This is a genomic window from Sphingobium sp. AP49 (assembly GCF_000281715.2).
Lineage (GTDB): Bacteria > Pseudomonadota > Alphaproteobacteria > Sphingomonadales > Sphingomonadaceae > Sphingobium.
Genome location: NZ_CP124576.1, coordinates 7,501 through 30,578 on the forward strand (window position 1 = coordinate 7,501; position 23,078 = coordinate 30,578).

A 23,078-nucleotide genomic window follows, 5' to 3' on the forward strand; every position below is an offset into this window, starting at 1 on the left:
CAGATCGCCGATCGAGACGAGGCCGATCAACGCACCATCCGCCACCACAGGTAGATGACGGATGCGCCGCTTGGTCATCAACGACAGGGCATGAATCACCGGCATTTGGTCGTCGATGGTGATCGCCGGCTGGGTCATCACATCGGCGACCGTGTGGTTCAAGGCCTCCGCCCCTTGCTGGGCCAGACGATAGACGACATCGCGTTCGGAGAAGATGCCGACCACCCGGCCGCCATCGACCACCGGCACACAACCGATTCGCCGATCCGCCAGCAGGGTCACCACCGACAACACGCTGTCGGTCGACTGCACCTGGACGACGTCGCGCCCCTTGCCCTGCAAGATTGCCGCGATGGTCATGGCCGCTCTCCTTTTATGGACTTACTGTCTCTGCCCTTGATGATCCCACTTTCGCGGCGCAAAGAAAAGGGCGGAGAGCATGAGAATGACAGAGAAAAAGGGCCTGGACGATCCCCGGATCGCGGCTATCGCCTGGTCGCGATTCCGCCGGATCATGCTCTGGATGGCCCTGGTCGGTGCGCTATGCGTCGGCGCGGCCTTGCTGTTCTTGCGGCTATGGACCGGGCCGATGCCGATCCACATGATCATCGCCACCATATTGGGGGTCTGGTTGACCTTCATGCTGGGAACGGGCTTGATGGCGCTCGTCTTCCTCTCCGCCGGAACGGGGCATGACGACCAGGTGATGGACCGGCTGAAGGACGAGGTGCCGCTTGACGACTGATTCCCATCGCGAAGTGATATTGCGGGTTGTGCCGCGCCCGGCCGACATCAACAGCAACGGCCATATCTTCGGTGGCTGGGTGCTGAGCCAGATGGACATTGCCGGCGGCATCGTGGCCGGACGAATCGCCCAGGGTGCGGTCGCGACGGTAGCGATCGAAAGCATGAAGTTCATCTCGCCGATCCTGATGGGCGATCTGGTATCGGTCTATGCGCAGGAGGAAAAGCGCGGCCGCACATCGGTCGCGATCCGCATAGACGTGGTCGCGACTCGCGGCGGCGGCGCGGAAACGGTCGCGCTGACCAGCGGCGTCTTCACCTTCGTCGCGCTGGACGAGACCCACCGGCCACGGCCCATTCCCGCCAACTGAGAAATTCAGCGCAGCTTCTGGTCATAGCTATAGCTGATCTCGCCATTGGCGGGGATGATGGCCCGCCAGACCCAGCTATTGCCGCGGCGTTCCATGTCGGTCGGGCGCGGCATGATGTCATGAGGAATCAGGATTTCCGCCGTCGCGTCGAACGGGCGCGCATTGGACAAAGTCAGCGTCCAGCGCCGGGCCTTTTGCGACTCGCCGCTACGGATCGCCATGATGCGGACATCGGCGCTCTGGGCGATGTCATAATCGACCCGCTCCCCTTCGGTCTTGTCCCCGATATCGGCTTCACCCGCGAGCAGGCGCTGGCCATGAAACTCCTCGAACAGGGCGACCCGGCCAGAGGGCATGGCGAGGCCAAGCCCGTCCGCCTTGCGATTCTGCAAGCGCAGGCGCAGCGTCATCGGCCGCGACCGGCTATTGCCGTCGCGATAATCGACCGTCGCGGCATAGAGGCGTTCGACCAGCACATCCGGCTGGCGCAGCAGGGCGATCTGCTTCTGCCCCTTGGCCGCGACGTCCACCAGAACCGGCACGCGATAAAGTTTGAGGTCACCGACATCCTCTGGCGGCGGGGGAGGCGGCGGTGGGGGCGGGGCGGCCACCATCGGCGCAGGGACGCGGCGTGCGGTCAGTATGATTTCCTGGGCAGAATCCATCATCGCCTCGGCCTGCGGCATTTCCACCGGGAACAGTTCCCACTGCGGATGCGTGCTGGTGATGTCCATCGGCCAGCAGCGCAGCGAAAGCGGACCGCCGGTCGGGCGGGGTTGCGTCTTACGCCCCTGCTTGTTGGGCTGGCCGGCGATGACGCTAAGCCGAGCATCGGCAAAGCCGGTGACGCCGCCATTGGCCACGGTCAGCCAGGCCATGAGGTCGAGATGGCGACCATCCCCCTGCATGTCGGCGACATAATTGGCGGCCCAGTCGAATCCCTCGGCGAGATAGATGAGTTGCAGCGTGATGCGGGTCGGCCGGGCGCTGGTGGCGATAACCGACAGGGTCGGACGCGGCGACAGGTCGGTCGGCACGCGCGGATAGAGCATGCGTTCGGGCAAGCCACTGCACCCCAGCGCCTCATAGCCTTGCGCCGTCTGGACGATGACGCCGCCCATCGGCCCGGCGCTGATGATCGCATCCTGCTGGCTGACCTTGCCGGTCTTGCGGTCGGTACGGCGCAAGGTGACGCTGCGCTTGAGATAGGCGTCGACCAGGCCAGCGGGCGAGAGCAGCCGGGCATCGCGATTCTTCTCGCGCACGCCCTGCGGCATGCCCGAGAGGACGGCTGTTTCGGGCATCAGCCCTTCGGCGACCCCTTCGAACCGGACAACCGATTCGCCTTGTGGCAGATTTATGGTGCGGGTTTCATTGATCAGCGCATAGCCGCCGGGCCATCGGGGATCGATCGCCCCCTTGGCGCGACCGGGCTGGCGATAGACGGTGACCGAAACCGAATCGGCCTTGGCCGACACGATCGTCCCGGCCCAAGCCGGCGCGATGCCGTGGCACATCAGAAGGAAGACAAGGACGCGCAGCAGCACGGAGCCCGCCCGGTCAGTAGCGCGAATCGAAGGTGACGCTGAGATCGACCGAGCCATTGGCCGGCACCGGCACGCTCCATTCCATCCGGTCGGCGGAGACGCGCTTGCCTTCCAGGCTTTGCGCAGTGACGCGGGTGTCGCCCCACAGCCCCTGCTGGGCAAGGTCAATCGTCACCGCTTCGGGGCGGGCATTGGTCAGCGTGTAGCGCATCCGTGTTTCCCAACGCTGCCCCCCCTTCTTCGTGCGTTGCTCGACGGTCGGGCGCACCTTGACGTCGAACGCCTCTCCGGTGCGTAGTGCCATGGAGGAGCCCATCGGCGTATGGTCTATGCTGTTCTCGCCGATGAACTGCGGATCGCCGCGCGCGTCGCGCATATAGACGCGAATCGTGCCGGCAGGCAGTTGGTCGCCCAGGCCGCCCTGCTTCGACGTCGAGAATTTGAGTACGCTCGACGCGCTCATCGGCTCGGGGGAACTGCCCATCCAGGGATTGAGATATTCGTAGGTGGCACGCGCCGGCGCGCCTTTCACGTCGAGGAAGCTGACCTGCTTCTGCTGGGCATTGGCGATCGTCGTGCGATCGGCCAGCGGATAGAGATAATAGTCGCCCAGTCGCTCGCGCGGGCCGCTTTCGGTGCCGGCCTGGTCGATCGCACCACTTGACGATTGCCACCAGTTACGCCGTCCGCCGCCATTGGCCGGATTGCCGGCAACCAGGATCGTCTTCGCATTGGTGAAGGTCGTACCGGTGTTGTTGGTGAGCGTGACCCAGCCCTGCATGTCCATCGCCCCCTTGGCGGCGTCGAACAGCGCGACATAGTCGGCGGTCCAGCCGAGATTGGGCGTCAGATAGGACAGTCGGGCCGGCACCGTGCCGCCACGCGCCGCCTCGATCGTCACCGACAGGGTAGGCCGCGCGCGCAGATTGGGGGGTACCTGGTCGAAGATCACCCGTACCGGCAGGCCATCGTCGCGTAGCACCTCGATCCGCGCGCCGATCTGCATGACGATGCCGCCATTGGCCGCGAGGATCTTCGCACGTTCGCGGGTCTCGGCACCGGTCGCGGGGTTGGTGCGCACCAGCGTCACCTCCTGCCCCACCGCCTTGTCCATCAGCTTGTCGGGCGACAGCAGGTCATAATCGAAATTCTGCTCGACGATCGAGAAGCCGGGACCGGAAAGATTGACCGTTTCGGGCCGGATGCGAGCGGACACATCGGGAAATTCGATGCGGTTGCGGCCGGTATTGACGCTCAATTGCCGGTCATCCTGCACCAGCGACTGGCCACCATTATAGATGGTGACGGCAACATCGCCCTGGGCGGTGGCACCGGTGGGATCGATGGCGTTGCTCTGGGAAAAGGCGACGGCCGGCATCAGCAGGGCCAGGCCGGACAACAGGCGGACAGTCTTCATCAGGTCTGCACTCCCCTTATGGTGAGACCTTCTGCCCCAAGCGGCTATATTTGCAAATAAAAAGGGCGGCACCCACGGCGCCGCCCTTTTCATTTGGTTGATGCGAAACCGCGCTTATTCGGCGGCTTCGGTCGCCGGACGGGCACGGCGGGTGCGCTTGCGGGGCGCTTCCTCGGCCGCTTCGGCTTCGCTGTCATTGTCGGCCCGGGCGATCGAGGGGGGCAGGATGCTGACATCCAGTCCTTCGTTCGCATCGGCGACGGCATCAGCCTTGCGCGGGCGGCCACGGCGCGGCTTGGGCGCTTCGGCGGCAGCCTCAGCTACCGCTTCGACCGGCTGGGCCGGCTCGGCAGCGACGGGCTGCTGCTCGGCGACTTCCTCGGCAGCCGGGCGATCACGGCGGTTACGGTCGCGACGATTGCGGTCGCCCCGATCATTACGATCCCCGCGATCCTGACGCTCACCACGGTCCTGACGCTCGCCGCGCGGTTCGCGACGGTCATAATCGCGCTCGGCCCGTTCTGGCTGCTCGGTACGGCCCTCTTCAGCGCCATCATCATGGCCCTCGAAGTCCTCGCCCTCGTCGTCGAAATTCTCATCATTCCGGCGGAAGCGCTGCTGCTGCTCTTCCTGGCGCGAACGATTGTCGGCCAGTACGCGGAAATAATGATCGGCGAACTGCAGATAATATTCAGCGTTCACACGGTCGCCGGCCATCTGGGCATCGCGCGCCATATTCTTGTATTTCTCAAGAAGCTGGGCTGCATTGCCGCGGGCGCGGTTGTCGATACGGTTGCCATTATCGCCGCCGCCGCGATTACCACCATTGGGACGTCCGTTGTTGTTATTGTTCCGGCCGCGATTGCGGCGACCGGCCTGCCGGTTGTTGATCAAGACATGATCCTTGCGTTCGCTGTGACTCTATCCACTGAAAACACTGTTCAGTTGCCATCCCCAAGCACGGCCCGCTCATCAGGCCGGATACGGCTCCGCAGGACATGGGCCATTTCAGACTCATGCCATCAGCTGCCAGAGGCGCTTGCGCAGCAGCGCCGTCTTGACTTTCAGGAGCAGGAAAACGCCTTATCTATCAACAGCCTGTCATAGCCGTGACACAAGAATGGCGCCATTCCTGCTGATGATGTAGTGGCTTTCACGCCATAAACCAAGCAATTTTCGCTGTGACCGCACGAAATCCAGCTTTGTTTTCAACCCGGCGTCGCGACGAGACAGCGATCATGGCCGGCAAGGTCGCGACGCAGCGATACGCGGAGTCCCTGCGCGCGCAGCAGTGCGGACACGCTTTTCCCCTGATCATAGCCGATCTCGATCGCGGCCATGCCGCCTGGTCCGATCAGCGCGGGCAGTTGCGGCGCGATACGACGATAATCGTCCAGTCCTTCGGCCCCGGCGAACAGCGCACTGGCGGGATCATGCAGCACGTCGCCGGCCAGCGGCGCATCGATCGCAATATAGGGCGGGTTGATCAGCAGCAGGTCGAATGGCCCGGTCACGCCTGCGGCCCAATCACCCAGCTGGAAATGCACACGATCCTGCATACCCAGCCGTTCGGCATTGCCCTGCGCCACCGCGAGCGCGGCGGCCGACGCATCGATACCCAGCCCGCGCGCATCGGGCCATTGGTCGAGCGCGGCGAGCAGCAGCGCGCCCGATCCGGTGCCAAGGTCCAGCATGGTCGCTGGCGCGCGATCGCGGAAATGATCGACCGCCGCCTCGATCAGCGTCTCGCTGTCCGGGCGCGGGATCAGCACGTCGGGGGTGACGGCCAGGCTGATCGTCCAGAAATCGCGGCTGCCCAGGATATGGGCGATCGGCGCGCCGGCCAGCCGCCGCTGCACATGGACAGCGAAAGTGACAGGTACAGACAGATCGCACTGGCGCAGCAACAGGTCGTTGCGGCCGATGCCCAGCGCATGGGCCATCAGCAATTCTGCGTCGAGCCGGGGGGTGTCGCTGATCGCGGCTAAGCTGACAGTGGCGTCGCGCAGCGCATCGGCGACGCTCACGCCACCCCGTCCAGCTGGGCGAGGCGCGCGGCCTCATCCTCGGCCACCAGTGCGTCGATCACTTCGACAAGACCCGGCCCTTCGAGGATTTCGGGCAGGCGGTGCATGGTCAGGTTGATGCGATGGTCGGTCACACGCCCCTGCGGGAAATTATAGGTGCGGATGCGTTCGGACCGGTCGCCCGACCCGACCATCGCCTTGCGCGCGCCGGCCTGTTCGCTCTGGGTCCGCTCGCGTTCCGCCTCATAGATGCGAGCACGCAGCACCTGCATCGCCTTGGCCTTGTTCTTGTGCTGCGAACGCTCATCCTGCTGCGTCACGACGATGCCGGTCGGCAAATGGGTGATGCGCACGGCGGAATCGGTGGTGTTGACGTGCTGGCCACCGGCACCAGAGGCGCGATAAATGTCGATCTTGAGGTCGCCGTCGGCGATCTGCACGTCGACCTCCTCTGGCTCGGGCAGGATCGCCACGGTCGCCGCGGACGTGTGGATGCGACCGCCGCTTTCGGTTACCGGCACGCGCTGGACGCGGTGGACGCCGCTTTCGAACTTCAGCTTGGCAAAGACGCCGGTGCCGTTGATGCTGGCCACCACTTCCTTGAAGCCGCCCTGTTCCGAGGCATTGGCGGAGAGCATCTCCATCTTCCAGCCCTGGGTATCGGCATAACGCTGATACATGCGGAACAGGTCGCCAGCGAACAGCGCGGCCTCGTCGCCGCCGGTGCCGGCGCGGATTTCCAGCATCGCCGGGCGTGCATCGGCGGAGTCCTTGGGCAACAGTTGCAGGGCCAGGGCGCGCTCGGCGTCTGGCAACTGCCCCTTGAGCAGCTGCATTTCCTCCTGCGCCATCTCGCGCATCAGCGGATCGGCATCGCTGTCCTCGCCACCCGCCATCTGTTCGAGCGCGCGCAGCTCCTGGCGCAGCCGGCGCACTTCATGCGCGGCCTTGGCCACCGGCTCGATCTCGGCATATTCCTTGGACAGCTTCACGAACGCATCGGGCGCGAGGTCGGCGCGCGTCATCGACGCCTGCACCTCGTCCCGGCGCGCCTCGATCTGCGCGATACGTTCGGCGGAGATGTGCATCAGAGCGCCGTCACCGTGCCAATCAGAGCGTCGAGCGCGACCGCCTGTTGCTCGCCGGTGCCAAGATTACGGACCGCCGCTTCACCGCGTGTCAATTCGTCATCGCCCAGGATGATCGCCCAGGCGGCCCCCGACGCGTTGGCGCGCTGCATCCGCTTCTTCATGTTGCCGCGATAGCCCATGTCGCAGGCAATGCCGGCGCGGCGCAGATCGGCGATGATGCCGGTCGCCTTCGCCTCGGCCGCCTCGCCCATCGGAATCAGCACGATCTGCGGCTTGTCGATCGCCGGCTGGTCGATCAGCATCGCCAGCCGCTCGATCCCCGCCGCCCAGCCGACCGCCGGGGTGGACGGACCGCCGAGATTTTCAATGAGCCCGTCATAACGGCCGCCGCCCAGCACCGTGCCCTGCGCGCCCAGCCGGTCGGTGATGAACTCGAACGCGGTGTGGCGATAATAATCGAGCCCGCGCACCAGCCGCGAATTACGCTCCCAGGCGACACCGGCAGCGTCGAGCCCGCTGGTCACCTTGTCGAAGAAGCTGCGCGCCTCATCGGTCAGATAGGCGTCGATGTCCGGCGCGCTATCAGCGATCGGGCGGTCGCGCGGATCCTTGCTGTCGAGGATGCGCAGTGGGTTCTTCGCCAGCCGGTCGATGCTTTCTTCCGACAGCTCGCCACGATGCGCCTCGAAATGGGCGATCAGCGCGGCGCGCCAGGCTTCGCGGCTTTCCGCGTCGCCCAGCGTGTTGAGGTTGAGGGTCACGCCTTCCGACACGCCCAATTCGCGCAGCAGCTGGTCGGCCAGCACCAGCAGTTCGACGTCGGCCGCCGGCTCACCCGCGCCCAGGATTTCGGCGTCAAGCTGGTGGAACTGGCGGAACCGGCCCTTTTGCGGGCGCTCATAGCGGAACAACGGACCATGGGTCGCGACCTTCAGCGGCGCATATTGCTGCCAACCCTCGGTAATATAGGCGCGCGAAATGCCGGCGGTGAATTCGGGGCGCAGGGTGATGCTGTCACCGCCGCGATCCTCGAACGTGTACATTTCCTTCGACACGACGTCGGTGCTTTCGCCCAGCGATCGGGCGAAAACGGCGGTCGATTCAAAGACGGGCACTTCCACCCGCTGGAAACCATAAAGTTTGCGCACCCGGTCAAAGGTGGCGACGACATGGGCGAAGCGTTCCTGAAACGCCTCCGCCGTGCCGCCCAACATGTCCTGTGTTCCGCGCACCGGGCGCGGCGTTTCGATCTTCGCCATGGGGCAGCGCCTTTAACGATAATCGCGGTCCAAGGAAACGCGCTTTTTATGGCGGCATAAGGGGTGGACGCGGGCGATTCGCCCCGCCATGCTTGGGACAGACGGGCCGTCCGGCCCCCGTTCCTTTTCTGGAGACCGTCATGATCCGCAGCCTTGCTGCCGCCCTTTGCCTTTCGACCGCGATCGCCAGCCCGTTGCTGGCGCAGGACGTCATTCGTTCCAAGCCGACCGCCCTGCCCGTCGACAGCGCCAAGCCGATGCCCAAGGATGTCCCCTATCCGGGCGGCACGATCCGCCTTGACGTTGATGCCACCGACACCGTGCAGCGCATCTTCCGCGTGAAGGAAACCATTCCGGTCGCGTCGAGCGGCCCGATGACCCTGCTGATGCCCGAATGGCTGCCGGGCAACCACGCCGCGCGCGGCCCGATCGAGAAGCTGACCGGCCTCACCTTCACCGCCGACGGCAAGCCGATCAGTTGGAAGCGCAATCCGCTAAACGTCTATGCGTTCGAGATCGACGTGCCGGCCGGCACCAAGCAGGTGGTCGCATCCTTCCAGTTCCTATCGGCGACCGCGACCAACCAGGGCCGCGTCGTCGTGACGCCCAAGATGCAGAATATCCAGTGGGAAGATGTCTCGCTCTACCCGGCCGGCTATTATACCCGCCAGATCCCGGTGCAGGCCAATGTCACCTATCCCGCCGGCTGGCAGGCGGCGACCGCGCTGCGTGGCAAGCGTAGCGGCGACACCATCGCCTATGACGTGATCGACTATGAGGCGCTGCAGGATTCGCCGGTCTTTGCCGGCACCCATTTCAAGGCCGTCGATCTGGGCCACAACGTCACGCTGAACATCGTCGCCGACGATGCCGACGAACTGGTGTTCAACACCGACCAGATCGCCAGGCACAAGAAGCTGGTCGCCGAAGCGGGCGCCGCATTCGGCACCTATCATTTCGACCATTATGATTTCCTGCTGTCGATCACCGACGAAATGGGCGGCATTGGCCTCGAGCATCACCGCTCGTCCGAGAACCAGGTCGAGCCGGGCTATTTCAAGAAGTGGGATTCGGGCGAGGCGCTGCTCGACCGCAATCTGCTGCCGCATGAGTTCACCCATAGCTGGGACGGCAAGTTCCGCCGCCCCGACCTGCTGTGGACGCCCAATTTCGACGTGCCGATGCAGGATAATCTGCTGTGGGTCTATGAAGGCCAGACCCAGTTCTGGGGCTATGTGCTGGGCGCGCGGTCGGGCATGTTCACCAAGCAGGAGACGCTGGACGCCTATGCCCATATCGCGGGCAAGCTGGACACCACGCGCGGCCGCGAATGGCGCCCGATGGAAGACACCACCCACGACCCGATCATTTCGGCCCGCCGCCCCAAAGGCTGGGCCAATTGGCAGCGGTCGGAGGATTATTATAATGAAGGCCTGATGATCTGGCTGGAGGTCGACGGCATCCTGCGCCAGCAGACCAAGGGTGCCAAGGGCATCGACGATTTCGCCAAGGCCTTTTTCGGCATCAAGCCGGGCGACTGGGGTCAGGTCGTCTATAATCGTCAGGACGTTATCGATACGCTGAACGGCGTCGCCCCCTATGACTGGGCCAGCCTGTTCCAGAAATATGTCGACAGCCCCACCAAGGAAACGCCCAAGGGCGGCTTCACCCTGGGCGGTTACAAGCTGGTCTATACCGACACGCCGGGCGCCATCACCAAGGCGGCCGAGGGCGCCCAGAAGATGGTCGACCAGAGTTTTGGCACGGGCCTGATCGTCAAGAATGACGGCGAGATTTCGGCCGTGATCTGGAACAGCGCAGCGTTCAAGGCCGGGCTTGCGGTAGGATCGAAGATTATTGCGGTGAACGGCAATGAATATTCGGGCGACGCATTCAAGACGGCGCTGACCGAGGCTAAGGACCCCAAGAAGCCGGTCCAGCTTATCCTAAAGCAGGACAAATATTATCGCACTGTGACCCTCGCTTATTCGGATGGCCTGCGCTATCCGCACCTCGAAAAGACCGGTACCGGCGAAGGCAGCCTCGACAAGCTGCTCCAGCCGCGCACCTGAAGATTTCCAAGCAACCGCATGTAAAAGGCGAAGATGCATGAATATTGACCTGATCCCCGTCGGCGACGATCCGCCAAACAGCCTGAACGTCATCATCGAGGTGCCGGTTGGCGGCGAACCCGTGAAGTACGAGTTCGACAAGGCGTCGGGCGCGCTGTTCGTCGATCGCATCCTGCATACGCCGATGCGCTATCCGGCTAATTACGGCTTCGTGCCGCACACGCTGTCGCCCGATGGCGATCCGCTCGACGCGCTGGTCATCGCCCGCTCGCCCTTCGTTCCCGGCTCGGTCGTGCGCGCGCGCCCGATCGCCGTGCTGAACCTGGAAGACGAAGCCGGCGGCGACGAGAAGCTGGTCTGCGTGCCCGACAACAAGACCTTCCCTTACTACAGCAATGTGGACGAGAAGGACGACCTGCCCGGCATCGTGATGGAGCAGATCGAGCATTTCTTCACCCACTATAAGGATCTGGAAAAGACCAAGTGGGTGCGCATCGGTACCTGGGGCGGCGCAGAAGACGCCCGCAAGATCACGCTGGAAGCGATCGAGCGCTATCAGGCCGAGAAGAAGAAGGGCTGAGCCCTTTTCGGCATAGACCTTGATCGCTTCAGGCCAAAGGTCTGAAGCGTGAATCATGGTCTAGAAAACAGGCCAATTGAAAAGGGCTGCGCGGTGATCATCCGCGCGGCCCTTTTTCTATGGGTCAGATGACTCGATCGGCCTCCAGGGCGAGGGCCAGCGGATCGCGGCCGCGCGGGGTGCGGGCGTGGAGCCGGGCATCGGCCTCCACCAGCCGTGCGACGCCCATGTCGAGCTGCGCTTGCGGCAGGGTGAAGGGCAGGCGCAGGAAGCGTTCGAACGCGCCATTGACGCCGAAACGCGGACCGGCGGCGATGCGCACGCCATGATTGCCCGCCAGCGCCGCGAGCGCACTGGCCTCTGCCCGGGGCAGTTCGGCCCAAAGCGACAGGCCGCCGGCGGGCGATTCCACCCGCCAGTGCGGCAGATGCCGTTCCAACTGCGCCAGCAGATGGTCGCGCCGGTCGCGCAGCATCGCCGCGCGCGGCCCCAGCCCCTCGTCCGCATCGATCAACTGGGCCACGGCCAATTGCTCGACCACGGGGCTGGCCATGTCCATCGTCGTGCGGATGCGGCCGAGCGCCGCCACGGTCTGCGGATCGGCGCGAATCCAGCCGACGCGCAGGCCACCCCAGAAGATCTTGCTGGCCGACCCCAAAGTGATGACATGGCGGCCGGACGGATCATGGCAGGCAACCGGCGGCGGCGGCGCGCCATCCAACCCCATCGCCACCATCGTCTCGTCGACCACCAGCGGGGTGTGGGTGCGCATCGCCACCGAAACCAGCGCGCGGCGCGTCGCCGGGTCCATGCTGCGGCCGGTGGGGTTGTGGAAATCGGCGATGATATAAGCGAAGCGCGGCGCGGTCTGGCGGAAGGCCGCGTCCATCGCATCGATATCCCAGCCATGGACCGGCAGGCCGACCGGCACCGGCACGACATTGGCCCGCTGCAGCGCCTGGATCGCATTATGATAGGTGGGATGGTCGATCACCGCCCGGTCGCCCGGCCCGGCCAGCCATTGCAACAGCAGCGAGAAACCCTGCTGCGCGCCATTGGTGATCATGATCTGGTCGGGATCGGTCGGGCAACCGCGCCGTTCATAATGGGCGGCGATCGCCCGGCGCAGCACCGGCAGGCCGAGCGGATCATAACCCAGATCGCCCAGATAGGCCGGCAGCGCCTCGACCGCATGGGCATAGGCCAGGCCCACGCCGGGCGCGGCCGGCAACGCGGCATGGGTCCAGTTGAGCAGATTGTCGCCGGTCACCCCATCGATATCGGGCGTCGGGGTCTCGACCCGGCCGGGCGGCAGGCGGGTGACGCTGCCCGACCCCTGCCGGCTTTCCAGATAGCCCTCGTCGCGCAGCCGGTCGAAAGCGGCGGCGATGGTCGTGCGGCTGAGCCCCAGCGCAGCGGCCAGTTCCCGCTCGCCCGGCAACCGGACATTGAGGCCGATCCGTCCGTCCAGCACCAGCATCCGCAGCGCCTGCGCCAATTGGCGATAGGCCGGCTCGGCGCTGTCCTGGGCGCGCCAGGCGCCCAGCAACCGCAGCAGCGAGGGGGGCCGAAGGAAGGAAGTGGACATGGCGATCAATCCAATCAGAGAGATTTGAAGGCCACTTACGCGCCATTGGTCCTTTTGTAAAAGGCCAATTTGGCTAGGTCTGATGCCCATGATGATGACCCGCCGCCTCTTCCAGCTCTTCTGGGGCCTTGTGCTCTACGGCTTTGCCATGGCGCTGATGCTGCGCGCCAATCTGGGGCTCGATCCCTGGGACGTGCTGCACCAGGGACTGGCGCCGAAGCTGGGGCTGAGCTTCGGCATGACGGTGAACCTGGTCGGCGCGATCGTGCTGCTGCTCTGGTGGCCGCTGCGGCAGCGGCCGGGGATCGGCACGGTCTGCAACATAGTGGTGATCGGCACGGCGGTGGATATCAGCCTCCATTATCTACCGACACCCGAAGGCTATGCGATGCGTGCCGCCTGGCTGGGCGCGGGCATCTTGCTGAATGGCATTGCCGGTGGCGCCTATATCGGTGCCGGCCTTGGCCCGGGGCCGCGCGACGGGTTGATGACCGGCCTGTGCCGCCGCAATGGCTGGCCGGTCAAATGGGTGCGCACCGGCATCGAGATCGCGGTGCTGGCGATCGGCTGGATGATGGGCGGCACGGTGGGCATCGGCACCATCGTCTATGCCGCGACGATCGGCTGGATCGTCCACCATGCCCTGCCCTTCTTCACGATCACAGCGCCCGAGCACCCGGCGATCGCTGGCTAGAGTTGCCCCCTGACCGGCCGACAGGAACCCGTCGGCCGGTCCCTTTCCGCATTGAAAATGCGTCGCACCTTTCTTGACCGGACCGGGCAGTCGGGCATGATCCCGCCTCCGCCATTCCCGACGATCAAGGAGTCCCCGCCGATGCGCGCCTTCCTCGCCGCTGCCCTTGCCCTGCCGTTCGCCGTCGCCGCATCCGCCGCGCCGCCGGAGCAGGCGCTCGCTCCCCTCGCCTTCGAACAGATCGCACCCGCCGGCACCAAGATGCCGCGCTTCAAGGTCGATGCCGCGTGGCCGGCTATGCCTAATGACCTGCTGCTGGGGCAGGTCAGCGGCGTTGCGGTCGGTCCGGACGATTCGGTCTGGGTCGTGCATCGCCCGCACAGCCTGACCGCGACCGACACGGGCCTGGCCGAATCGCCCGCCACCGCCGTCTGCTGCAAGCCGGCCCCGCCGGTGGTGCGCTTCACCCAGGATGGCCGCTATCTGGGCGGCTGGGGCGGCGCCGACAGCGCCCCCACGGTCGATGGCGTCAACCAATGGCCCGCCAGCCTGCACGGCATCTTCGTCGACAAGGCCGGCAGCGTCTGGTTCGGCGGCAATGGCAAGGGCGACCATGTCGTCATGAACTATACGCCTGAGGGGAAATATATCCGCAGCTTCGGCCGGCGCGACAAGACCGGCGGCAATGACGCGACCGACCAGCTGGGCAACCCCTCCGACGTCAATCACAGCGATGGCATGGTGCTGATTTCCGACGGCTATGTGAACCGCCGCGTGATCGGCTTCGACGACAGGAGCAACGCCTATAAGGGCCGCTGGGGCGCCTATGGCAAGCCGCCGAGCGGACCGGTGCTGCAAGGCACGTTCGACCAGAGCCATGCCGTCGATCCCAGCCGGGTCGCCGATCCCAAGGCAGCCATCTTCAACAGCATCGTCCATTGCGTAGTGCCGACGAAGGACGGCCATCTCTATGTCTGCGACCGCAACAACAATCGCGCGCAGCTGTTCAAGCGCGAGAAGGATGGCGGCCTGACCTTCGTGCGCGACCTGGCGATCGCGCCGGAAACCGGCGGCACCCACACCGTCACCGATATCGCCTTCTCGCCCGATCCCGACCAGACCTATCTCTATGTCGCCGACATGATGAACGGCCGCATCTGGGTTCTGGAGCGCAAGACCCACACAATCCTTGGCGCCTTCGGCCGGATCGGGCGTCAGGCCGGGCAATTCACCTGGCTGCACAGCATTGATACCGACAGCGCCGGCAATATCTATGCGACCGAGGTGAATACCGGCCGCCGCGTGCAGAAGCTGGTCTTCACCGGCATCAAATGAAGGGAATCCCTGTAACGTGGCGACCGAACTTTACGACCTGACCGTCCCCGCTTTCCTGCGCGGCTTGCGCACTCTGTCCACCCTGCTCGACAAAGGCGCCGCCTTTGCCGCCGAACAGGGCATCGATCCCGCCACGCTGACGGATGCCCGCCTGATCGAGGATATGCGCCCGCTGACCGCGCAGGTGCAGCTCGCCACCGACAGCGCCAAGGGCGCGGTCATCCGCATCGGCGAACTGGAACCCTTCCCCCTGCCCGACATGGAAGAGACGTTCGCCGACCTGCAGGATCGCATTGCACGGACCATCGCATTCCTCGAGTCGGTGCCGCGCGACAGGATCGATGGGCGCGAGGAGGCGACCGTCATCCTCAAGACGCCGCGCGGCGAATTTCCCTTCACCGGGCGCAGCCATGTGCTGACCTTCTCGCTGCCCAATTTCTATTTCCACCTGACGACCGCCTATGCCCTGCTGCGCCAGGCCGGCGTACCGCTGGGCAAGCTCGACTATCTGGGCGGGCTTTAACCCGCGATCAACCGGACATAGGCACTGGAGACCCAGCCGCTGGTGCAGGGGCCGGCATAGGCCTGCTTGCGATCGACCGGTTCATGCACGCCGCAATCGGTCGACGGCGGCCCCTCGGTCACCGGTGGCGGGATCACCACGCCCAGCCATTTCTGGTCGATGCTGCGGGTGCAGACATGGATCCGCGCCCCTTCCGCCAGCTGCGCCAGCGCCTTCGCCTCGGCAAAGGGGGCGGAGCGGACGCTGAGTCCCTGCGCGCCGACGCGGGTCGCCTGTCCCATCGCGCCGCAGGCGTCGAGCCGAGGCCCGTCCTCGCCGATCGTCACCGGTCGGGCGAGGGTCGCTTCCATCCGGGTTTCGGGTATCGTTTCGCGCGGCGCGCCGGCGAGCGAGCTGTTGGGCAATTCATCGGCCACTTCGCTGCTGCGCGAGCAGGCGGAAAGCAGCAGCAGGGCAAGGATCGGGACAACACGCATGAGCGCCTGATAAACCGCCCTAAAGCCGGGTGGAAGACGCCATGTTTCGCTTTAGTTTCATGCCACCATTCCCTATATGCTGGGTATGAGCGACGAACAGCAGAACAGCCCCAACAGCAATGAATATGGCGCCGACAGCATCAAGGTGCTGAAAGGCCTCGACGCCGTGCGCAAGCGGCCCGGCATGTATATCGGCGATACCGACGACGGGTCGGGCCTGCACCATATGGTGTTCGAGGTCAGCGACAATGCGATCGACGAAGCGCTGGCCGGCCATTGCGACAAGATCGTCATCACGCTCAATCCCGACAACAGCGTCAGCGTCGAGGATAATGGCCGCGGTATCCCCACCGGCATCCACAAAGAAGAAGGTGTGTCGGCGGCCGAGGTCATCATGACCCAGCTGCACGCGGGCGGTAAGTTCGAGAATACCAGCGACGACAATGCCTATAAGGTGTCGGGCGGCCTGCACGGCGTGGGCGTGTCCGTGGTGAACGCCCTGTCCGAATGGCTGGACCTCAACATCTGGCGCGATGGCAAGGAGCATTGGATGCGCTTCGCCTATGGCGACGCCACCGCGCCGCTCAAGGTGATCGGCGATGCGCCCACCAAAGAGGACGGGACTTTCAAGAAGGGCACGCGCGTAACCTTCCTCGCCAGCCTGGAAAAAGCGCCCGGTGACGGCGCGACGTTCAAGAATCATACCGAATATGATTTCGAGAAGCTGGAGCATCGCTATCGCGAGCTGGCCTTCCTCAACAGTGGCGTGCGCCTGTTCCTGGTCGATGCGCGCCATGAGGAGAAGAAGGAAGTCGAGCTATTCTATGAAGGCGGCATTGCGGCCTTCGTCAAATATCTGGACCGCAACAAGAATGCGCTGATGCCCGATCCAATCGCGATTTCGGGTACCCGCGACGACGTGACCATCGACGTCGCGCTGGAGTGGAATGATTCTTATTACGAGAATGTCCTCTGCTTCACCAACAACATCCCGCAGCGCGACGGCGGCACCCATCTTGCCGCCTTCCGCGCCGCGCTGACCCGTACCCTCAACAATTATGCCGAAAAGACCGGCCTGTTGAAGAAGGAGAAGGTCAGCCTGACCGGCGAGGATATGCGCGAAGGCCTGACCGCGATCGTCTCGGTCAAGCTGCCCGATCCCAAATTCTCGTCGCAGACCAAGGACAAGCTGGTCAGCTCCGAAGTGCGCCAGCCGCTTGAAAGCCTGATGGCCGACAAGATGGCCGAGTGGCTGGAGGAAAATCCCGGCCACGGCAAGATGATCGTCCAGAAGGTGATCGATGCCGCCGCCGCCCGCGAGGCAGCCAAGCGCGCGCGCGAACTGACCCGCCGCAAGGGCGCGATGGACATTGCCAGCCTGCCCGGCAAGCTGGCCGACTGCCAGGAACGCGACCCCGCCAAGTCCGAACTTTTCCTGGTCGAGGGTGACTCGGCCGGTGGCTCGGCCAAGCAGGGCCGCAACCGCCACAACCAGGCGATCCTGCCCTTGAAGGGCAAGATCCTGAACGTCGAGCGCGCCCGGTTCGACAAGATGCTCTCGTCCAAGGAAGTCGGCACCCTCATCCAGGCGATGGGCACCAGCATCCGTGACGATTTCAACCTGGAAAAGCTGCGCTACCACAAGATCGTCATCATGACCGACGCCGACGTCGACGGCGCGCATATCCGCACGCTGCTGCTGACCTTCTTCTATCGCCAGATGCCGCAGATCATTGAGGCAGGCCATCTCTACATCGCCCAGCCGCCGCTCTACAAGGCGAGCCGTGGCCGGTCGGAGGTCTATCTCAAGAACGAGGCCGCACTGGAACAATATCTGGTCGACAATGGCGTCGACACGATGGCGCTGGAAACGACCGGCGGCGCCCGCACCGGCGCCGACCTGCGCAGCCTGATCGAACATGCTCGCCGCATGCGCGCGGTGATGCGCTATGTGCCGCGCCGTTATGATCCCGCGATCATCGAAGCGCTGGGCCTGACCGGCGCGCTCGACCCCGAGCTGACCGAAGCACAACAGGCGGAGAAGCTGGCAGCCGCCGTGGCCTGGATGGACGGCCATGATGCCGAGGGCAAGTGGACCGGCCGCATCGCCGAAGGCGGCGGTTTCCATTTCGAGCGGCTGTGGCGCGGCGTGACCGACCATCATGTCATCGAACATGGCTTCCTGGGCTCGGCCGAAGCGCGCAAGCTGCACGGCACCGCCAGCGAAGAGGCGGAAAGCTATGCCAGGGGTAGCCGCCTGGTCTCGGCCAAATCCGTTGCGGCGCAGGATGAACTGGGCGAGGATGAACTGCCTGCCGTCGCGGCCAAGGGCGTCAACATCTCGCGCCCCAGCGAGCTGCTCGACGCGATCCTGACCGCCGGCCGCAAGGGCCTGTCGATCCAGCGCTACAAGGGGCTGGGCGAAATGAACGCGGAACAGCTGTGGGAAACCACGCTGGACCCGGACAATCGCTCGATGCTGCGCGTCGAGGTGGAACAGGCCGATATCGCCGACGAAATCTTCACCAAGCTGATGGGCGACGTGGTCGAACCGCGCCGCGAATTCATCCAGGACAACGCGCTGAACGTCGCCAACCTGGACGTTTGATAAGGATGACTGTGCCAGCCCGCACCCCCACCCGGCCACCCCATCAGGATAATGTCTTGGGCGGCCGGGTGGGGGTGCGGGCTGGTGCGGCTCCGTGCACCGTCAGACGCACCCAAAACCTATGACCGATCTGCCGCGCTGCAGCTGGGTAGGGCCGGACCCGCTCTACCAGGCCTATCATGACGCGGAATGGGGCGTGCCCCAGCATGATTCGCGCATGCTGTGGGAAATGCTGATGCTGGAAGGGTTCCAGGCGGGACTCAGCTGGATCACCATATTGCGCAAGCGCGAAGGGTTTCGCGCCGCCTTTGCCGGCTTCGATCCGGACAAGGTTGCCACCTTCGATACCGATGATGTCGAGCGGCTGATGGCCGATCCCGGCATCGTCCGTGCCCGCGCCAAGATCCAGGCGACGATCAAGGGCGCGCAAATCTATGGCGCGATGCGCGACGCCGGCGAGGATTTCGCCGCCTATGTCTGGTCCTTCGCACCCGACGGGCCGATCGTCGGCGACGGCACGACCTTCCCGACCCAGACCGCCCAGTCGGAGGTGATCTCCAAGGATCTCAAGAAGCGCGGCTTCAAGTTCGTCGGCCCGACCATCGTCTATGCCTGGATGCAGGCGATCGGCATGGTCGACGATCATGCGAGCCATTGTTTCCGGCGGGCCGGCGCGTGAAAGTGACGGCGATGGTGACAGGGCTCTTGGCCCTTGCCGCCTGCTCGGGCGATCCGGTGCCGCCGAACAGGGTCGACAATCACGCCGACAATGCGATCGCCAACGCGACCCCGGTGCTTAACCAGGCGATCGTCGCCAATGAGGGTGTCGCGCCCGAAACAGCTGCGGCCCCGATCGCCGCCGCGCAACCGGCGCCCGCCTCTGTTTCCCGTGAAACACCGCCTCCCCCACCACCGCAGGAGGATTATCGCGCGATCGGCACCGAGCCTTTCTGGGCCGTGATCGTCAAGGGATCGGTCGCGACGCTGCAGCGGCCCGATCATCCCCCACTGCGTTATCATGTCAGCCGCACCGATGATCCCCGCGCTGTCCGCTTCCTGGGCGAAGGCTTTACCATGACCGTCACCGAAGGACCGTGCAGCGACGGGATGAGCGACGCGATCTGGTCCGACCGGGTGCAGGTCTCCTTCGGCGAGGGGACGCTCAAGGGCTGTGGCGGCACCAAGGACGGCGGCGAATAGGCGGGATCGCGGCCATTGCTCGTTCTGCTCCATGAACAGGGAGGATTTGACGATGAGCGACCAGCCAAAAGCCGATGTTGCGCGGCGCAACTTTCTCCTGACCGCGGGAATCGCGCTCGCTGCAACCGGCACAACTGTATCGGCGCAACTTTCCGTGGAGCCGCCGGTGCCGCCAAGTGGCCTCAAGAAGAAGCTGGGTATGGTGCTGTTCGAGGGGTTCGAGCTGCTCGACGTGTTCGGCCCGCTGGAAATGTTCGGCATGCTGAAAGACCGGGTCGAGATCGTCATGATCGCCGACAAGGCCGGACCGGTGCGTAGCGGCGCCGGGCCGCAGACGATCGCCGACCATGGCTTTGCCGATGCGCCGAAACTCGACATCGTGATGATCCCCGGCGGCCTCGGCACCCGGCGGGAAGTGAACAACCCCGATTTCCTCGCCGCCGTCCGCACATTGGCCCAGGATACGCCGCAGGTGGCGACGATCTGCACGGGTTCGGGCCTGCTGGCGAAGACCGGGCTGATCGACGGGGTGAAGGCGACCAGCAACAAGATGGCCTGGGCCTGGGCGACGGCGCAGGGGGCGAAGGTCGCGTGGATCCCGCATGCGCGTTGGGTGGAGGACGGCAAGTTCATCTCCTCCTCCGGTATTTCGGCGGGAACGGACATGGCGCTGGGCCTGATCGCGAAGCTCTATGGCAAGGAGATGGCGCGCTGGGCCGCCAACCGGACGGAGTATCGCTGGCAGGAGGATGCCAGTGACGACCCCTTTGCCAAGCTGAACGGGTTGCCGGGGTAAACCCAAAACCTCCCCCCTTCCGTCATGCCAGCGAAGGCTGGCATCTCTCTTTCTTGGCATCAGTGGAAGAAAGAAGTGGGATCCCAGCCTTCGCTGGGATGACGGCGGTAGAGGGTGACGGCGAATGCCCCCCTAATCCGCGCGCATGGCTTCGGCCACCAGCGCCTCAGCCTCGATCAGCAGCGCGTCCTCCGCATCGCGCTGCGCCACCTGTTCACGGCCGATCAGGATCAGCAGCGGCACGGCGAGCGGGCTGACCCGGTCGAGCGGCACATGCAGCATGGTCGACGCCGCCCGGTCGATCAGGTCGCCGAGCCGCCCGACATCGGTCATCCGTGCCCGCGCATCGGCCCAGGCGGCCTTCAGCAGCAGATGGTCGGGCTGATATTTGCGCAGCACATCATAGATGAGGTCGGTGGAAAAGGTCACCTGCCGCCCGGTCTTGCGCTTGCCGGGATGCTGGCGCTCGATCAGGCCGGAGATCACGGCGACATCGCGAAAGGCGCGCTTGAGCAAGCTCGACTGCTCGACCCAGTCGACAAATTCATGATCGAGGATATCGGCGGAAAACAGGCTCTGCGGATCGGTCACGGGCTTGAGGCCATAGACGGCGAGCGCATAATCGTTCGACACGAAGCCCAGCGGCATCAGCCCCTGCGCGTCCATCCGCCGGGTCAGCAACATGCCGAGCGACTGGTGTGCGTTCCAGCCCTCGAAACTGTAGCAGACCATATAATGGCGCCCCTCATGCGGGAAGCTTTCGACCAGCAGCTGCCCCGGCTGCGGCAGTGCGGAGCGGGCGCGCTGCACCTCCAGCCATTCGCGCACATCGTCGGGGAAACGGTGCCAGGCGTCGGGTTCGGCCAGGAAATGGCGCACCCGGTCGGCCAGCCGCGTCGACATCGCCATGCGGGTGCCGCCCCAACTGGGGATGCGCGCACTCTTGCTCGTCGCGCGGACCACCAGATCGCTGGTGTCCATCCGCACCACCTCCAGCGCCATGCCGGAGAAGAAGAAGCTGTCCCCCGGCCGCAGGGTGGCGGCAAAGCTCTCCTCCACCGTGCCGAGCTTGCGCCCATTGGCAAAGCGCACCGCCAGCGCGGGCTGGTCCACGATGATGCCGGCATTCATCCGGTGCTGCTGGATGAATTTCGGGTGCGACACCCGCCATGTGCCGTCGCCCTCCCGCACCAGCCGCTTGAACCGGTCATAGGCGCGCAGCGCATAGCCGCCGCCCTCGATGAAATGCAGCACATGGGCAAAGCCCTCGTCCGTCAGCGCGCTATAGGGAGTGGCGGAGCGGATTTCGGCCAGCAATTCCTCCTCGCGGAACGGCCCGGCGCAGGCGATCGCCATCACATGCTGGGCCAGCACATCGAGCGCACCGGGACGGAAATAATCGGCGTCCCGCTCCCCCGCCTCGACCGCGTCCAGTGCCGCGCGCGCCTCCAGATATTCGAAGCGATTGCCGGGGATCAATATCGCCTCCGACGCCATGTCGAGCCGGTGATTGGCGCGGCCGATGCGCTGGAGCAGGCGCGAACTGCCCTTGGGCGCGCCCATCTGGATCACGCAGTCGACATTGCCCCAGTCGACGCCGAGGTCGAGCGAAGCGGTCGCGACCAGCGCGCGCAGTTTCCCCGCCGCCATCGCCGATTCGACCTTGCGCCGCGCCTCGATCGACAGGCTGCCATGATGGATGGCGATCGGCAGGTTCGCGTCATTGACCGACCATAATTCCTGGAAGATGAGTTCGGCCAGACCGCGCGTGTTGCAGAAGACGAGCGTGGTCTGCCGCGCGGCGATCTCCGCCATCACCTGGCTCGCGGCATATTTGCCCGAATGGCCCGACCAGGGCACCCGCCCCTCCGGGATCAGGATGGTGACGTCGGGCTCGGCCCCGGCCTCCCCCAGCACCGGCGTCACCGCATCGATATCGCCATCGGGCGCCAGCCAGGCGCGATAGGCATCGACATCGGCCACCGTCGCCGACAGCGCCACCCGGCGCAGGTCCGGGTTGATCGCCTGCAACCGCGCCATGGAGAGATTAAGCAGATCACCGCGCTTCTGCGTGGCAAAGGCATGGACCTCATCGACGATGACGGTGCGCAAATGCTCGAACAGCAGCGCCGCGTCGGGATAGCTCAACAGCAGCGACAGGGATTCGGGCGTGGTCAGTAATATCTGCGGCGGCCGCACCCGCTGCCGCGCCTTGCGGTCGGACGGGGTGTCGCCGGTGCGCGTCTCCACCCGGATCGGCAGCCCCATCTCCTCGATCGGCGTCAGCAGGTTGCGCCGCACATCGACCGCGAGCGCCTTCAAGGGCGAGACATAGAGGGTGTGCAGCCCGTCGGCGGGGTTCGCAATCAGGTCGGCGAGCGTCGGCAGGAAGCCCGCCAGCGTCTTGCCCGCCCCGGTCGGCGCCACCAGCAGCGCATGCTCTCCCCGCTGCGCCGCCGCCAGCATATCCACCTGATGCCGTCGCACCCGCCAGCCGCGCGCGGCGAACCAGTCGGTGAGGATGGAAGGAAGCGCGGGTGGCATCGAGGTAGATGTAGGGGGTGCGGGGGATGGGGGGAAGTGGTGGGGGCTATGAGGCTTTATCGCTTTGCGCCGATCCCATTTATCCCATTAAATTCTGTTGGTAATTGGAAGCGGACGACCAAGTTGCTCGCTCACGCTCATGACCAGCCCTGAAACAAAACCGTCATTCATTTAGGCCACCAAAAATGACGGATTTTATCAAATTC

21 protein-coding genes (1 of these 21 running past the window's edge) are annotated in these 23,078 nt (G+C 64.9%); 11 read left to right on the plus strand and 10 right to left on the minus strand.

All coding sequences use genetic code 11. The features are described 5' to 3' along the window. On the minus strand, nucleotides 1–360 hold the 5' portion of the coding sequence (locus PMI04_RS00035; RefSeq protein ID WP_007703878.1) for a CBS domain-containing protein. Its footprint begins 69 nt before the window's first position; only the first 360 of its 429 coding nucleotides appear in the window; the start codon lies at nucleotides 358–360; its stop codon lies beyond the left edge, outside the window. An 85-nt stretch (nucleotides 361–445) separates the two neighbouring features. Here PMI04_RS00035 and PMI04_RS00040 point away from each other — a divergent pair, with 85 nt between their 5' ends. Together PMI04_RS00040 and PMI04_RS00045 are read left to right on the plus strand one after the other, a co-directional pair. Next, the gene (locus PMI04_RS00040) at nucleotides 446–745 is read left to right on the plus strand and encodes a hypothetical protein (RefSeq protein ID WP_007703880.1); all 300 of its coding nucleotides are present in this window, start codon (nucleotides 446–448) and stop codon (nucleotides 743–745) included. Next, a complete protein-coding gene (locus PMI04_RS00045) occupies nucleotides 735–1,115 on the plus strand; it encodes an acyl-CoA thioesterase (protein ID WP_007703883.1) in 381 nt (126 codons plus the stop codon). Before PMI04_RS00040 ends, PMI04_RS00045 begins: the two co-directional genes overlap by 11 nt. Nucleotides 1,116–1,120: 5 nt before the next feature. Here the strand turns inward: PMI04_RS00045 and PMI04_RS00050 are convergent, their stop codons facing one another. From PMI04_RS00050 to hisS, 6 genes are all read right to left on the minus strand, one after another. Next, nucleotides 1,121–2,662, minus strand: coding sequence for a hypothetical protein (locus PMI04_RS00050; RefSeq protein ID WP_007703886.1), 1,542 nt, complete (start codon nucleotides 2,660–2,662; stop codon nucleotides 1,121–1,123). Between the two features lie 13 nt (nucleotides 2,663–2,675). Beyond that, the gene (locus PMI04_RS00055; protein ID WP_007703888.1) at nucleotides 2,676–4,079 is read right to left on the minus strand and encodes a DUF4139 domain-containing protein; all 1,404 of its coding nucleotides are present in this window, start codon (nucleotides 4,077–4,079) and stop codon (nucleotides 2,676–2,678) included. Nucleotides 4,080–4,193: 114 nt separating this feature from the next. Then, nucleotides 4,194–4,973, minus strand: coding sequence for a DUF4167 domain-containing protein (locus PMI04_RS00060; RefSeq protein WP_007703890.1), 780 nt, complete (start codon nucleotides 4,971–4,973; stop codon nucleotides 4,194–4,196). 314 nt (nucleotides 4,974–5,287) lie between these two features. Beyond that, nucleotides 5,288–6,106, minus strand: coding sequence for a peptide chain release factor N(5)-glutamine methyltransferase (gene prmC / locus PMI04_RS00065; protein WP_007703893.1), 819 nt, complete (start codon nucleotides 6,104–6,106; stop codon nucleotides 5,288–5,290). Beyond that, the gene (prfA, locus tag PMI04_RS00070) at nucleotides 6,103–7,197 is read right to left on the minus strand and encodes a peptide chain release factor 1 (protein WP_193378277.1); all 1,095 of its coding nucleotides are present in this window, start codon (nucleotides 7,195–7,197) and stop codon (nucleotides 6,103–6,105) included. Before prfA ends, prmC begins: the two co-directional genes overlap by 4 nt. Beyond that, the gene (gene hisS, locus PMI04_RS00075) at nucleotides 7,194–8,456 is read right to left on the minus strand and encodes a histidine--tRNA ligase (protein WP_007703898.1); all 1,263 of its coding nucleotides are present in this window, start codon (nucleotides 8,454–8,456) and stop codon (nucleotides 7,194–7,196) included. Before hisS ends, prfA begins: the two co-directional genes overlap by 4 nt. A 140-nt stretch (nucleotides 8,457–8,596) precedes the next feature. On the opposite strand from hisS, the gene PMI04_RS00080 reads away from it, so the two are divergent. Both PMI04_RS00080 and ppa read left to right on the plus strand, forming a co-directional pair. Further along, a complete protein-coding gene (locus PMI04_RS00080) occupies nucleotides 8,597–10,528 on the plus strand; it encodes a M61 family metallopeptidase (RefSeq protein WP_007703901.1) in 1,932 nt (643 codons plus the stop codon). A 37-nt stretch (nucleotides 10,529–10,565) separates the two neighbouring features. Next, a complete protein-coding gene (ppa, locus tag PMI04_RS00085) occupies nucleotides 10,566–11,108 on the plus strand; it encodes an inorganic diphosphatase (protein ID WP_007703904.1) in 543 nt (180 codons plus the stop codon). Nucleotides 11,109–11,232: 124 nt separating this feature from the next. Here ppa and PMI04_RS00090 read toward each other — a convergent pair whose 3' ends face one another. After that, complete coding sequence (locus PMI04_RS00090; protein WP_007703906.1) at nucleotides 11,233–12,696, minus strand: PLP-dependent aminotransferase family protein; 1,464 nt, start codon at nucleotides 12,694–12,696, stop codon at nucleotides 11,233–11,235. 88 nt (nucleotides 12,697–12,784) lie between these two features. On the opposite strand from PMI04_RS00090, the gene PMI04_RS00095 reads away from it, so the two are divergent. The 3 genes from PMI04_RS00095 (at nucleotide 12,785) to PMI04_RS00105 (ending at nucleotide 15,248) form a co-directional block, all read left to right on the plus strand. Then, nucleotides 12,785–13,390, plus strand: a complete 606-nt coding sequence (locus PMI04_RS00095; protein ID WP_007703908.1) for a membrane protein — start codon at nucleotides 12,785–12,787, stop codon at nucleotides 13,388–13,390. A gap of 141 nt (nucleotides 13,391–13,531) precedes the next feature. Further along, a complete protein-coding gene (locus tag PMI04_RS00100) occupies nucleotides 13,532–14,725 on the plus strand; it encodes a hypothetical protein (protein ID WP_007703910.1) in 1,194 nt (397 codons plus the stop codon). Nucleotides 14,726–14,741: 16 nt separating this feature from the next. After that, nucleotides 14,742–15,248, plus strand: a complete 507-nt coding sequence (locus PMI04_RS00105; protein ID WP_007703912.1) for a DUF1993 domain-containing protein — start codon at nucleotides 14,742–14,744, stop codon at nucleotides 15,246–15,248. On the opposite strand, the gene PMI04_RS00110 is transcribed toward PMI04_RS00105, so the two are convergent. Next, entirely contained in the window at nucleotides 15,245–15,724 is a 480-nt protein-coding gene (locus PMI04_RS00110; RefSeq protein ID WP_007703915.1) for a hypothetical protein, read from the minus strand. The two genes, PMI04_RS00105 and PMI04_RS00110, sit on opposite strands and share 4 nt — an antisense overlap. A gap of 85 nt (nucleotides 15,725–15,809) precedes the next feature. On the opposite strand from PMI04_RS00110, the gene gyrB reads away from it, so the two are divergent. From gyrB to PMI04_RS00130, 4 genes are all read left to right on the plus strand, one after another. Then, nucleotides 15,810–18,332: a DNA topoisomerase (ATP-hydrolyzing) subunit B gene (gene gyrB, locus PMI04_RS00115; protein ID WP_037485071.1), complete on the plus strand. Its 2,523-nt coding sequence runs from the start codon at nucleotides 15,810–15,812 to the stop codon at nucleotides 18,330–18,332. Between the two features lie 121 nt (nucleotides 18,333–18,453). Then, entirely contained in the window at nucleotides 18,454–19,011 is a 558-nt protein-coding gene (locus PMI04_RS00120; protein ID WP_007703940.1) for a DNA-3-methyladenine glycosylase I, read from the plus strand. Nucleotides 19,012–19,022: 11 nt separating this feature from the next. Continuing rightward, nucleotides 19,023–19,532: a hypothetical protein gene (locus tag PMI04_RS00125; protein WP_007703943.1), complete on the plus strand. Its 510-nt coding sequence runs from the start codon at nucleotides 19,023–19,025 to the stop codon at nucleotides 19,530–19,532. 52 nt (nucleotides 19,533–19,584) lie between these two features. After that, complete coding sequence (locus tag PMI04_RS00130) at nucleotides 19,585–20,328, plus strand: DJ-1/PfpI family protein (RefSeq protein WP_007703946.1); 744 nt, start codon at nucleotides 19,585–19,587, stop codon at nucleotides 20,326–20,328. Between the two features lie 132 nt (nucleotides 20,329–20,460). On the opposite strand, the gene PMI04_RS00135 is transcribed toward PMI04_RS00130, so the two are convergent. Beyond that, nucleotides 20,461–22,872 carry a ligase-associated DNA damage response DEXH box helicase gene (locus PMI04_RS00135; protein WP_037485076.1) on the minus strand — a complete coding sequence of 804 codons (2,412 nt, stop codon included), beginning with the start codon at nucleotides 22,870–22,872 and terminating at the stop codon, nucleotides 20,461–20,463. Between the last annotated feature and the right edge of the window lie 206 nt (nucleotides 22,873–23,078).